The organism is Plantactinospora sp. B24E8 (genome assembly GCF_039871735.1).
Taxonomy (GTDB): domain Bacteria; phylum Actinomycetota; class Actinomycetes; order Mycobacteriales; family Micromonosporaceae; genus Plantactinospora.
Genome location: NZ_JBDPMH010000008.1, coordinates 94247 through 107578 on the forward strand (window position 1 = coordinate 94247; position 13332 = coordinate 107578).

Consider the following 13332-nt stretch of genomic DNA (forward strand, 5'->3'; position numbering starts at 1 on the left):
CCGGCGGTCCTGGCCGCCGGCTAGGCGCCGCTCCGGCCTGTCCGGGGGCGTGCGCCGCCCGTCACTGACCGTGGGCGATGCCGGATCGGCGTGCCTATGATCCGACGGTGTTCGATTCGCGGCATATCAGGACCTTCCACGAGGTGGTCCGGACCAGGTCGTACTCGGCGGCCGCGCAGGCCCTCGGCTACACCCAGCCGGCGATCACCCAGCAGATGAAGGCCCTGGAACGCGAGGTCGGCACGCCGCTGTTCACCCGGGTCGGCCGGCGGCTGCGGCTGACCGAGGCGGGGGAGACGCTGGCCCGGCACACCGAGAACATCCTCGGCAGCATGACGGTCGCCCGACAGCAGATGGCCGCGATCGCCCGGCTCCGTACCGGGCTGGTCCGGGTCTGTGCCTTCCCGAGCGCGAACGCCACGCTGGTCCCCGAGGCGATGGCGCTGCTGGCCGGTCGGCATCCGGGGATCCGGGTGGAACTACTCGAGGACGAGCCGCCCGACTCGCTGCGTCGGGTGGTCCAGGGCGAGAGCGACCTGACGTTGGCCTTCACCTATCCCGGGCTGCAGGAGGAGGTGCCCGAGGAGCTGGTCGAGGTGCCGCTGCTGGAGGACCAGCTCACCGTCCTGCTGCCGGCCGGGCACCCGATGGCCCGGCGCCGGGCGGTCGCGCTCGCCGACCTGGCCGAGGAGCGCTGGATCGCCGGCTGTCTGCGCTGCCGGACCAACTTCCTGCACGAGTGCGCCCAGCTCGGCTTCACCCCCGACATCGTGTTCACCACGGACGACAACCTCGCCGTGCAGTCACTTGTCGCCCAGGGGCTCGGCGTGGCGATGATGCCCGGGCTCACCCTCTCCTTCCTGCGCCGGGACAAGGTCCGGGGCCGACCACTGGCACCGGCCTCGACCCGCCAGGTCTCCGCGTACGTCCTCCGGGAGCACCTGCGCATCCCGGCGACCGCCCGGGTGCTGGAGGCGCTGGCGACGGTGGCCGGCCGGCGTACCGGCCGCCCGGACTGAGCGGGTCGGCGCTGCGGACCTGACCCGCGGAGCCGGTCTGCGAGCCCCGATCCATAAGCGCTTGTTTGGGTCAGGCGAAGAAACTGTTGTTGGACGTGATGGGTCGGTCGGGGTCAGGCTGGCGTCATGAGCACCTCGGCCGTCACCCCTACCGTCACCGTCAGTACGCCCCGCCTCGCCCGGCTGGCCGAGGAGGTACGCGACGTGGTGGACCGGGGACTGCCGCCGGACCTGACCGCGTACCTGGTGGGGGAGCGGCTCGCCCCGCACCTGGGCGCGACCGACCTGCTCACCCCGGCCCAGTGCGAGGGTGATCTGGACCACTACCGACAGCACCTGCTGCACGCGGAGCGTGACGGCAGCTTCTCGATCGTCGCGCTCGTCTGGCTGCCCGGCCAGCGCACCGCCATCCACGACCACGTCGCCTGGTGTGTCACCGGCGTGCACCAGGGGGAGGAGCACGAGCGGCGGTACCGGCTGGTCTCCGACGGCAGCCGGGCGCGGCTCGTCGCCACCCAGGACGTGGTCAACAAGCAGGGCGAGGTGTGCGGCTTCGCCCCGCCCGGCGACATCCACCGGGTCTGGAACGGCGGCACCGGTACGGCGATCTCCCTGCACATCTACGGCGCGGACATCTCCCGGCTCGGGTCGAGCGTCCGCCGGGTGTACGAGCAGCGGACCGACGAGTCGTGATCCGGCGCACGGGTGGCCGGACGACCCTGACCACGGCGGCCCGTCGCGAGTCCCGCCGGGGCGCCCGGCGCGCACCCACCGTTGCCGGTGCACCGCACGGTGCCGGTGCCCGCCCGGCCGGTGGCACCGGTGTGGCGCTTCACGAGGACGTACGCGTCGGCGCCGGCACGCAGGACGTGCCACCGGGACCGGTCGGCACCCGGGTCACCGCCCCGGCCCGGCCCAATCGCCTCGCCGTGCTGCCCGGGCTGCTGGCCGCCGGCTTCGGCGCCGCCACGGCCTGGGCCGTGCACCGGGTGCTGCCCGCCGTGCCGACGCTGACCGTGGCCATGGTGCTCGGCATCGCGGCGGCGCACCTGCCCGGGATCCGGGAGCGGGTACGCGGCGTGGCCCGCCCGGGGCTGAGCCTCGCGGCAAAACGGCTGATGCGGATCGGCATCGTGCTGCTCGGGCTGAAGTTGAGCGTGCAGGACGTACGCGAACTGGGTTGGCCGACGACGCTGATGGTGTTCGCGGTGGTCGCCGCGACCTTCGGCGGCACCTGGTGGTTGGGGCGGAGGATCGGGTTGCGCGGTGACCAGCCGTTGCTGATCGCGGCCGGGTACTCGATCTGCGGTGCCTCGGCGATCGGCGCGGTCAGCGCGGCGACCGGCAGTGACGAGGAGGACGCCGCCGCCTCGGTCGCGCTGGTCACCCTCTGCGGCACGCTGGCCGTCGCGGTGCTGCCGCTGTTGCAGCATCCGCTGGGCCTGGACGACGTGCAGTTCGGCCGCTGGGCCGGGGCGAGCGTGCACGACGTGGGGCAGGTGGTCGCCACCGCCCAGTCCGCCGGGTCGGCGGCGCTCGGCGACGCGGTGCTGGTGAAGCTGATGCGGGTGGCGCTGCTCGCGCCGCTGGTCGCCGTGGTGGTGCTCGGGCTGGGCCGGCGGCGTGCGGCGGCCGGCGCGGACGGGCCGGTACGCCGGCCGTCGGTGGTGCCGCTGTTCGTCGTCGGTTTCCTCACCATGATCGCCCTGCGCAGCACCGGCTGGTTGCCGGAGAGCCTGCTCGCCGGGACCGCCCTGCTCCAGGAGATCCTGCTCGCGGCGGCGCTGTTCGCGCTCGGCAGCGCGGTGCACCTGCCGACGCTGGCGCGTACCGGGGGGCGGGCCGCGGCGTTGGGGCTCAGCGCGTGGGTGGTGGTCGCCGGCGTGTCGTACGCCGGCGTGCTGGTGACCACCTGAGTCGAGCCCGGCAGTCGGCCGGAGGGGGCGACCGGACGGAAGCAGCCCCCGGGTCGCCGATGCGACGGCCGGGTGCCGAACGCCGATGTGGCGCCGTGGCGGTCGGGAGGCGGGGACGGGTCAGCGCCGGGGCAGCCCCCGGGCGACCAGTTCGGTCGGGACCAGCACGTCGCGGGGCGCGTCACGGTCGCCCCGGATACGTCGGAACAGCAGCTCGGCGGCGGTACGCGCGAGCGTGCGGGTGTCGTACGCGATCACCGTGAGCGGGTACGGCAGCAGTCGGGCCGAGTCGAAGTCGTCGAAGCCCAGCAGGGTGGCGTCGCTGTCCCGCCGGTGCAGTTCCTCCACCGCGCCGAGTGAGATCCGGTTGTTGAGGCTGAAGAAGGCGGTCGGCGGGTCGGGCTGGTCGAGCAGTTCCGCGACGACCCGGGCGGCGGTGGCCGGGTCCCGGATCCCGTCCCGGACCAGCAGTGGGTCGTCCGCCGCACCGGCCTCGGTCAACGCGTCCCGGGCACCGGCCAGCCGTTCCCGCATGGTGTAGACGCTTGTCGAGTCGAGCAGGACCGCGATCCGGCGGTGACCGTCCGCGGTCAGTCGCCGGACGCCGGCCCGGGCGCCGCCGCGGTTGTCCAGCAGGACCGTGTCGGCCCGCAGCCCGCCCGCCGGCCGGTCCAGGAAGACCGCCGGGGTGCCGAGTTCCACCTCACCGGCCAGGAAGGTGTGGTCCTCGCCGGCAGGTACGACGAGCAGCCCGTCGACCCGTCGGGCGCAGAGGTCGCGTAGCAGCTGCTGTTCCCGGGCCGGGTCCTCCTCGGAGCTGGCGATGATGAGCATGGTGTCGTGGTCGGCGGCGACCTCGGCGACCGCGCCGGCGATGGTGGCGTAGAACGGGTTGGCGATCTCCTCGATGAGCAGCCCGATGGTGGCGGTGGCCTGGCCGGAGCGCAGCGTGCTGGCCAGGTGGTTGCGTCGGAAGCCGAGTTCGGCGACGGCGGCGAGGACCCGTTCGACCAGCTCCGGCTGCACGTAGGGCGCGTTGTTGACGACCCGCGAGACGGTCTTCACGCTGACCCCGGCCCGGGCGGCCACGTCCACCATGGTGGGGCGCCGGGTACGGCCGGGCGTGCTGGTCACGCGCAGCACCCTACCGTCCGGCCGGGAAACCCGGAGATCACGCGTCGGAAACGGAAGCTTGACACAAATGATCACGGTGGCGAGTATCTGACAACGTTGTCAGACCTCGGGAGGCATGATGTCCGAGTCGCCGTCCGTATCGCGGCGCACCCTTCTGTCCACGGGCGCCACGCTGCTCGCCTCGTTCGGCGTGACCGCGGTCCTGCCGGACGTCGCCCGCGCCGCGTCCGTCCGACCGGCCGACACGCCACCCACGCCCGACCTCGCGGTGTACCGGCCGGTGGCCGTCTCGTCGACGGACTACGCGCCGACGCCCGGATCGTTCGCCGTGGACGGACTCCCACAGTCCGGCGTACGCGGCAGCGGCTGGCGGGCCGCACCCGGCGATCCACAGTGGATCTCGGTCGACCTCCAGGCCCCGTGCCGGATCGAGGCGGTCACCCTGGTCTTCGAGGCCACCCTCGCCGACGGGCCCTTCGACGGGGACTACACCCACACCGACGGGGACGAGATCCTCTCCAGCGTCGCGGTCGCGTACCGGCTCGAGGTCTCCTCCGACGGGCAGACCTGGCGGTCGGTCCACGAAACCACCGACGGCCAGGGCGGCACCGAGACCGTCCGGCTCCCCGAACCGGTCACCGCCCGGTTCGTCCGGCTCACCGCCACCAAGCGGTCCAACAGCAACCCGGTCGGCCTCAACGGCTTCCAGGTCTACGGCACCCCGCTCGGCCACCGGCCGCCGGCGAAGGGCTGGACGAGCTGGGCGGGAGGCAACACCCGACCCGCGCCCGAACTGCGGGTCGCCGCCGACGGCACCGTGCCCCTGGAGTCCGGCTGGGCGCTGACCATGGACGACTTCGCCGGCACCGCCGACGGCGCGGCGCTGTCCGGGCCCGGGGTGGACGTCCGCGACTGGCTGCCGGCGACCGTACCGGGGACGGTGCTCGGCACCCTGGTCGAGCGGGGACACCTGCCCGACCCGGTCAGCGGCTTCCACAACATGCGGATCCCGGAGGCGCTGTCCCGGCACTCCTGGTGGTACCGGCGGGTGCTGCGGCTGCCGCGTGGACTGGACACCTCGCCCGGCCGGCGGGTCTGGCTCGAGTTCGACGGCATCAACCACGAGGCCACCATCTGGGTCAACGGCACCGAGGTGGGCACCGTCACACACCCCTTCGCCCGGGCCGCCCTCGACATCACCGCCGCGCTGGCCGGGCGGACCGAGCACGTCGTCGCGGTGCGGGTCACCCCGATGCCGCACCCGGGCACCCCGGGCGACAAGGGCACCGACGGGCGCACCTTCCTCCAGTCGGCGCGGCACTACCTCGACGCGCCGACGTACCTGGCGGTCTCCGGCTGGGACTGGATGCCGGCCGTCCGGGACCGGGTCACCGGCCTCTGGGACCACGTCCGGCTGCGCAGCACCGGCGCCGTGGTGGTCGGCGATCCGTACGTCCGGACCACCCTGCCGGACCTGCCGGCCACCGACACCGCCGAGGTGACCGTCGCCGTACCGGTGCGCAACGCGGCCGACACCGCGACCACGGTGACCGTACGCGCGCAGTTCGGCAAGGTCCGGCTCGACCGGACGGTGACCGTCGCCGCCGGCGCGACCGAGACCGTGACCTTCGCCCCGGACCGCTTCCCGGCGCTGCGGCTGCGCGACCCGAAGCTGTGGTGGCCCAACGGCTACGGCGAGCCCCACCTGTACGACCTGGCGGTCACCGCCACCGTCGGCGGCCGGCTCAGCGACCGGCGGGAGGTCCGGTTCGGCATCCGCGAGTTCGGCTACGACTGGCACCAGCCGGTGCTGGTCTCCCCGCCCGGCACGCCCCCGCTGGAGTTCGTCGACGGGGCCGCCACCCAGACCGTCACCTTCGCCCGCCAGCACGCCCAGTACGTCCGCATCCAGGCCGGCCAGCGGGCGACCGACTGGGGCGTCTCGATGTGGTCGCTGTCGGTGGCCGACGGCGACGGCGGCGCCGACCTGGCCCGGGGCCGGACCGCCACCGCCTCCTCGTCCGAGCACGACGGCAACGGACCCGGCAACGCCGTCGACGGCGACCCGGGCACCCGGTGGGCCTCGAAGTACGAGGACAACCAGTGGATCCAGGTCGACCTCGACGAGCCGACCGCGTTCGACCAGGTCACCATCGTCTGGGAGCAGGCGTACGCGCTCGACTACCGGGTCCAGGTCTCCGCCGACGGCGACGACTGGACCGACGTCACGGCGGTCAGCAACGAGACCCCGCTGGGCAACCGGGCCACCCAGGTCGAGACCTTCCCCAGTCAGACCGCCCGCTACCTGCGTATCCAGGCCGGAACCCGGGCCACCTCCTGGGGCGTGTCGATGTGGACGCTCTCGGTCGGGCGGCAGGCCGAGCCGGATCTCGACCTGGCCCGGGGCCGGACCGCCACCGCGTCGTCGGCGGACAGCGACTCGACCGGGCCGGAGCGGGCCGTGGACGGCAACCCGCGTACCAGGTGGGCCTCGAAGCACGAGGACAACCAGTGGATCCAGGTCGACCTCGACGAGCCGACCGCGTTCGACCAGGTCACCATCGTCTGGGAGCAGGCGTACGCCCGCGAGTACGTCATCCAGGTCTCGACCGACGGGGACACCTGGACCGACGTGAAGTCCGTGAGCAACAAGATCACCGAGTTGAAGATCAGTGTCAACGGGGTGCCGGTCTTCGCCCGGGGCGGCAACTGGGGCTGGGACGAGCTGCTGCGCCGGGTGCTGCCCGACCGGCTCGCCGACACGGTCGAGATGCACCGCGACATGAACTTCACGATGATCCGCAACTGGCTCGGCAGCAGCAATCGGGAGGAGTTGTACCGGGCCTGCGACGAGCAGGGCATCCTGGTCTGGAACGACTTCTGGCAGGCCGGCCAGTTCCTGCCCGACCCGCCCGGCTACGTCGACATCGCCGCCGACACCATCCGGCGCTACCGCCACCACCCGTGCATCGTGGTCTGGTGCGGGGCGAACGAGGGGGACCCGCCGCCGATCGTCAACGCCGGGCTCGAGCGGGCCGTCGACACCGAGCACCCGGAGATCCTCTACATCCCCAACTCGGCGGCCGGCATCGTCAGCGGACGTGGCCCGTACCACTGGGTCGACCCGGCGACGTACGTCGACCGGACCGTCTACGAGGCGGACTCGTTCGGCTTCCACACCGAGATCGGCATGCCGGTCGTCCCGGTCGTGGAGAGCATGCGCAACCTGGTCGGTGACGAGCCGGAGTGGCCGCCGGGCGTGGTCTGGAACCACCACGACTGGTCGACGGTCGGCAACCAGCGGGTCGGCACCTACCACGAGGCGATCGACGCCCGGCTCGGCGGCTCCGGCTCGCTGGCGGAGTTCGCCACCCGGGCGCAGTTCGTCAACTACGAGAACCACCGCGCCATGTTCGAGGCGTGGAACGCCAACCTGTGGCAGGACGCCACCGGGCTGCTGCTCTGGATGTCCCACCCGGCGTGGCACAGCACGGTCTGGCAGACGTACGACTACGACCTCGACGTGAACGGCGCCTACTACGGTGCCCGCAAGGGCTGCGAGCCGTTGCACGTCCAGGCCGACCCCGGCACCTGGTTGGTGCGGGTGGTCAACCACACCGCCGCGCCACTGTCCGGGGCCACCGTCACCGCCCGCCGGTACGACCTCGCCGGCCGGCCGCTGGGCACGCCCCAGCGGCAGCGGGTGGACGTCGCCCGCTCGGCGACCACCGCCGCGTTCACCGTGCCGGCGCCGGCCGGGGCCGGACTGCACCTGGTCCGGCTGGAACTGCGGGACGGCCGGGACCGGCTGCTCTCGGAGAACACCTACTGGCGGTACGGCCGGGCCGAGGAGATGCGGGTGCTCAACAGCCTGCCCCGGACCCGGCTGGAGGTGAGCACCGGTGGCGTACGCGCCTCCGCCGGGCGCGACACGGTCCGCGCGACCGTCCGCAACCGGGGCGACGCGGTCGCCGCGCTGGTCCGGCTGGCGGTCCGCGACGCGCACGGCGACCGGGTCCTCCCGGCCCGGTACGACGACAACTACTTCTGGCTGCTGCCGGGGGAGACGCGGCAGGTGGCGGTCTCCTGGCGGTCCCGGCCGGAGGTGTCGCGCGGTGTCCGGGTGACGGCCGAGGCGTACAACTCGGCCGGCTGACGCCGGGGACGGCACCTGCCGGGCGGGTCGGTCGGGAAGGGCCGGCCCGCCCGGTGCGGTCGTCGGGTCGGTCGGGAAGGGCCAACCCATCCGGTGCCCTCGCCGGGCCGCGAGATCCGTGGCCCGGCTGCTGGTCGCCGCCGGTCGTCGGTGGGCGGCCGCAGGTGGTTGGGCTGGCCGCGTCGGATGGGGCGGCCGGCTACCCTTGCGGTGGCCGGACACACGTGTCCCGGTCACGTCCTGCTCGGATAAATACGACAAACGGGATGTTGCGCCGTGTTTGACACTTTGAGTGACCGTCTTTCCGGGATCTTCACGAAGCTGCGGGGCAAGGGTCGGCTCACCGACGCCGACATCGACGCCACCGCCCGGGAGATCCGGCTGGCGCTGCTGGAGGCCGACGTCGCCCTGCCGGTGGTGAAGGCCTTCATCGCCAACGTGAAGGAGCGGGCCCGGGGTGCCGAGGTCTCCCAGGCGCTGAACCCCGCCCAGCAGGTCATCAAGATCGTCCACGAGGAACTCGTCGGCGTGCTCGGCGGCGAGGGCCGCCGGCTGCAGTTCGCCAAGCAGCCCCCCACCGTGATCATGCTCGCCGGCCTCCAGGGCTCCGGTAAGACGACACTGGCCGGCAAGCTGGCCGGCTGGCTCAAGGGTCAGGGGCACCAGCCGCTGCTCGTCGCGGCCGACCTGCAGCGTCCCAACGCGGTCAACCAGCTCCAGGTGCTCGGCGGCCGGGCCGGGGTCGAGGTCTTCGCCCCGGAACCGGGCAACGGCGTCGGCGACCCGGTCCAGGTCGCCCGGGCCTCGATCGACCACGCGAGGCGGGCCGCCCGCGACATCGTCATCGTCGACACCGCCGGCCGGCTCGGCATCGACGCCGAGATGATGGCGCAGGCCGCCAACATCCGGGACGCGGTCGACCCGGACGAGGTCATCTTCGTCATCGACGCGATGGTCGGCCAGGACGCGGTCCGCACCGCCGAGGCGTTCCGCGACGGTGTCGGGATCACCGGTGTGGTCCTCTCCAAGCTCGACGGCGACGCCCGCGGTGGTGCCGCGCTCTCCGTACGGCAGGTCACCGGGCAGCCGATCCTCTTCGCCTCGACCGGTGAGAAGCTCACCGACTTCGACGTCTTCCACCCGGACCGGATGGCCAGCCGGATCCTCGGCATGGGCGACGTGCTGACCCTGATCGAGCAGGCGGAACAGGCGTTCGACGCCGATCAGAAAGAAAAGATGACCGCCAAGCTGATGGGCGGCGAGCAGTTCACCCTGGAGGACTTCCTCGACCAGCTCATCGCGGTACGGCGGATGGGGCCGATCGCCAACGTACTGGCGATGATGCCCGGAATGGGACAGATGAAGGACCAGCTGGCCGAGCTGGACGACAAGCACTTCGACCGGGTCACCGCGATCATCAGGTCGATGACCCCGGGCGAGCGGACCAACCCGAAGATCATCAACGGTTCCCGGCGGGCCCGGATCGCCAACGGCTCCGGGGTCACCGTGATGGACGTCAACCAGCTGCTCAACCGCTTCGCCGAGGCGCAGAAGATGATGAAGCAGATGGGCGGCATGATGGGCCTGCCCGGCGGCCGGCGCAAGGCGACCAAGTCACCGAAGAACAAGCGCAAGGGCACCAAGGGCGGCGGCCGGCCCCGGGTCGGCGGGCCGGCCGGTGGCTTCCCGGGCGGCATGCCGCAGCTGCCGCCGGGGCTGGACCCGAACGCGCTGGCCGGCGGCCAGGGCCTGCCGCCCGGCTTCAAGCTGCCGAAGCTCGACTTCAACAAGCTCACCAGGCGGGACGACAAGGACCGCTGACGCGCCGCAGGAGGCAGTGGGTCGCGGAGATCCACCGGACGTGATCCGGTAGGAATGTCCCCATGGCGCTGCACGTACGGGGAGTCGTCCTCCCTGACGACGAGGTCCGGGACCTGTGGCTGGTCGGGGACCGGGTCACCTTCACCCCGGTCCCCGGGGCGCAGACCGTCGCCGACCGGGGCTTCGTCCTGCCCGGTCTGGTCGACGCGCACTGCCACCCGGGCATCGCCCCGGGCGCGGTGCCGATCACCTCACTGGACCAGGCCCGCCACCTCGCCACCATCGACCGGGACGCCGGGGTGCTGGCGATCCGGGACGCCGGCTCGCCGTACCCGTACCCGGAGCTGGAGGACGAGCCGGACCTGCCCCGGCTGGCCCGCGCCGGTCGGCACATCGCGTCGCCCCGGCGCTACCTGCGGGGTATCGCCGTGGAGGTGGAGTCCGCCGACGTCCGGGCCACGGTGACCGAGCAGGCCCGGGCCGGGAACGGCTGGGTCAAGCTGGTCGGTGACTGGCTCGACCGGACCGCCGGTGACCTGGCACCGTCCTGGGACCCGGAGACCATGGCCGCCGCGGTCGAGGCCGCGCACGCCGCCGGGGCCCGGGCCGCCGTGCACACCTTCTCCGAGTCGGCCGTCGCGACGATGGTCCGGGCCGGGGTCGACTCGGTGGAGCACGGCACCGGGCTCAGTGTCGACCTGCTCGACGAGATGGCCCGGCGGGGGACCGCGCTGGTGCCCACGATGATCAACATCGAGACCATCTTCGGCGGGATCGCCGACCAGGCCCGGGAGAAGTTCCCCGGCTACGCAGCGCACATGCTCACCCTGCGGGACACCTTCCCCGCACTGGTCGGGGCGGCGTACGAGGCCGGGGTGCCGATCTACGTCGGCACCGACGCGGGCGGCGGCATCGACCACGGGCTGGCCGCCCGGGAGATGCTGCTGCTGCACGAGCGGGCCGGCATGTCGACCGTCGACGTCTTGGCCGCCGCCTCGTGGCGGGCCCGGGAGTGGCTCGGCTTCCCCGGACTGGTCGAGGGCGGCCTCGCCGACCTGGTGGTCTACGACGCCGACCCCCGGGCCGACCTGCGGGTGGTCCAGGCACCCCGACGGATCGTGCTGCGCGGCCGGGTGGTCCGCTGACCTCCGGTCGCTCAGCGCCGCCGGCCGGGTGGTACGCCGGCCCCCGACCGGGCGGGCGCGACGGTCAGCTCACCACCAGCAGGTAGTTCGCCTCCACCCAGAAGCCGTGTCCGTCGTCGCCGCCGAAGACGAGCCGGTATCTGCCCGGCGCCAGCGGAGCGAGCTGACCCCACAGCCCCCAGCAGCTCACCCGCATGGTGGGCGGCAGCCCGGTCACCGGATTGCCGAGCCGACCCCGGACCAGGAACGTCTCCGGGGTGCCGACCGGCCGCAGCGGAACCTCCTCGTCGTCGAGGTGGGCGTGGCCGGTGGCCTGCTCCATCACCGGAACGTCACCTGGATCGACCCGGGACTGCCAGACGTTGAACGCCGGGAAGAAGATCGGGCGGCCGGCGGGCACCTGACAGCGGCGGGTCACCGCGCCGCCGAACGTACCGGCGAGGAACCAGACGTCCTCCGGTTGCCCGACGCCGGCGAACTCGCCGGTCGGGTCGGCGATCGGGGACTCCCGCTGCGACGAGTCGGCGACCCAGCGGACCCAACGGGCGACGAGTCCTTCCGGGGACATCGGGTCGTACGGCAGCGCCAGCGGCCGCGGTTCAGGTGAGCGGCCGAACAGACGGGCAAGCAGAGACATGCGCGGGATGGTAGCGGGACCGTCCCACCGGGTTCGCCCCGGCGACACCGCCGCAGCGCCGAGGCCTAAGATTGGCCCTCATGGCACGCGTGCTCACTCCCCGGGCGGAGGATTTCCCCCGCTGGTACCAGGACCTGATCGCCAAGGCGCAGCTCGCCGACAACGGGCCGGTGCGGGGGACCATGGTCATTCGACCGGCCGGCTACGCCATCTGGGAACGGATGCAGGCCGAGATGGACGCCCGGATCAAGACCGCCGGGGCGGAGAACGCGTACTTCCCGCTCTTCATCCCGGAGAGCTACCTGCGCCGGGAGGCGCAGCACGTCGAGGGCTTCTCCCCGGAGCTGGCCGTGGTCACCCACGGTGGCGGCAAGCAGCTCGCCGAGCCGGTGGTGGTCCGGCCGACCAGTGAGACGGTGATCGGCGAGTTCATGGCCAAGTGGGTCGACTCGTACCGCGACCTGCCGCTGCTGCTCAACCAGTGGGCGAACGTGGTCCGCTGGGAGCTGCGGCCCCGGATCTTCCTCCGGACCAGCGAGTTCCTCTGGCAGGAGGGGCACACCGCGCACGCCGACGAGGCCGACGCCCGGGCGTACGCCCGGAGGATCCTGCACGAGGTCTACGAGGACTTCATGGTCGGAGTGCTCGGCATCCCGGTGCTGACCGGGCTGAAGACCGCCCGGGAGCGGTTCGCCGGTGCGATCCGCACCTACACCCTCGAAGGCATGATGGGCGACGGCAAGGCGCTGCAGATGGGTACCTCGCACGAGCTCGGGCAGAACTTCGCCAAGGCCTTCGACATCACCTACACCTCGGCCGAGCGCAGCGTCGAGCACGCCTGGACCACCTCGTGGGGCAGCTCCACCCGGATGCTCGGCGGTCTGATCATGTGCCACGGCGACGACAACGGGCTGCGGGTGCCGCCCCGGCTGGCGCCGGTGCAGGCGTACGTCATGGTCGTCAAGTCCGGTGACGGGGTGACCGAGGCCGCGGTCAAGCTCCGCGACGCGCTGCGCGACGCCGGCGTGCGGGTCGGCCTCGACGACCGGGTCGACACCCCGTTCGGCCGCCGGGCCGTCGACGCCGAGCTCAAGGGCTATCCGGTACGTATCGAGGTCGGCCCCCGCGACCTCGCCGCCGGCAACGCGGTGCTGGTCCGCCGCACTGACGGCTCGAAGACCCCGGTCCCGGTCGCCGACGTGGTCTCGGCGGTGCTCGCCGCCCTCGACGCCGACCAGCAGGCGCTCTACGACGAGGCGCTGCAGATGCGGGAGTCCCGGACCGTCGACGTGACGACCCTGGACGAGGCGATCGAGGCGGCGGCGAACGGCTGGGCCCGGGTGCCGTGGTCGGTGGTCGGCGTCGAGGGCGAGGCGAAGGCGAACGCCCAGGGCGTCACCGTCCGCTGCCTGCGCCGGGCCGACGGCTCGGTGCCGGACTCGGAGGACGAGCCGGAGCTGGTCGCCATCGTCGCCCGTTCCTACTGACGTGGTCGAGCCTGGCA

At 72.9% G+C, this 13332-nt stretch carries 9 protein-coding genes; 7 read left to right on the plus strand and 2 right to left on the minus strand.

The genetic code is table 11. The features are described 5' to 3' along the window. The first annotated feature begins 107 nt into the window (after positions 1 to 107). The 3 genes from ABGB21_RS15110 (at position 108) to ABGB21_RS15120 (ending at position 2935) form a co-directional block, all read left to right on the plus strand. Positions 108 to 1019 (plus strand): LysR substrate-binding domain-containing protein, encoded by a 912-nt coding sequence (locus ABGB21_RS15110; RefSeq protein ID WP_347678221.1) that lies wholly within the window; start codon positions 108 to 110, stop codon positions 1017 to 1019. Positions 1020 to 1145: 126 nt separating this feature from the next. Further along, positions 1146 to 1712 (plus strand): cysteine dioxygenase family protein, encoded by a 567-nt coding sequence (locus ABGB21_RS15115; protein WP_347653833.1) that lies wholly within the window; start codon positions 1146 to 1148, stop codon positions 1710 to 1712. Between the two features lie 131 nt (positions 1713 to 1843). Continuing rightward, positions 1844 to 2935, plus strand: coding sequence for a putative sulfate exporter family transporter (locus tag ABGB21_RS15120; protein ID WP_347678223.1), 1092 nt, complete (start codon positions 1844 to 1846; stop codon positions 2933 to 2935). 120 nt (positions 2936 to 3055) lie between these two features. Here the strand turns inward: ABGB21_RS15120 and ABGB21_RS15125 are convergent, their stop codons facing one another. Continuing rightward, complete coding sequence (locus ABGB21_RS15125; protein ID WP_347678225.1) at positions 3056 to 4078, minus strand: LacI family DNA-binding transcriptional regulator; 1023 nt, start codon at positions 4076 to 4078, stop codon at positions 3056 to 3058. A gap of 109 nt (positions 4079 to 4187) precedes the next feature. On the opposite strand from ABGB21_RS15125, the gene ABGB21_RS15130 reads away from it, so the two are divergent. From ABGB21_RS15130 to ABGB21_RS15140, 3 genes are all read left to right on the plus strand, one after another. Next, positions 4188 to 8225: a discoidin domain-containing protein gene (locus tag ABGB21_RS15130; protein WP_347678227.1), complete on the plus strand. Its 4038-nt coding sequence runs from the start codon at positions 4188 to 4190 to the stop codon at positions 8223 to 8225. A 276-nt stretch (positions 8226 to 8501) separates the two neighbouring features. Continuing rightward, positions 8502 to 10046 carry a signal recognition particle protein gene (ffh, locus tag ABGB21_RS15135; RefSeq protein WP_347653837.1) on the plus strand — a complete coding sequence of 515 codons (1545 nt, stop codon included), beginning with the start codon at positions 8502 to 8504 and terminating at the stop codon, positions 10044 to 10046. A 62-nt stretch (positions 10047 to 10108) separates the two neighbouring features. Beyond that, positions 10109 to 11191, plus strand: a complete 1083-nt coding sequence (locus ABGB21_RS15140; protein WP_347653838.1) for an amidohydrolase family protein — start codon at positions 10109 to 10111, stop codon at positions 11189 to 11191. 64 nt (positions 11192 to 11255) lie between these two features. Here the strand turns inward: ABGB21_RS15140 and ABGB21_RS15145 are convergent, their stop codons facing one another. Then, positions 11256 to 11828 carry a hypothetical protein gene (locus ABGB21_RS15145; protein ID WP_347678229.1) on the minus strand — a complete coding sequence of 191 codons (573 nt, stop codon included), beginning with the start codon at positions 11826 to 11828 and terminating at the stop codon, positions 11256 to 11258. 80 nt (positions 11829 to 11908) lie between these two features. Between ABGB21_RS15145 and proS the strand changes: the two genes are divergently transcribed. Further along, positions 11909 to 13315, plus strand: a complete 1407-nt coding sequence (gene proS, locus ABGB21_RS15150) for a proline--tRNA ligase (protein WP_347653840.1) — start codon at positions 11909 to 11911, stop codon at positions 13313 to 13315. Positions 13316 to 13332: the final 17 nt, after the last annotated feature.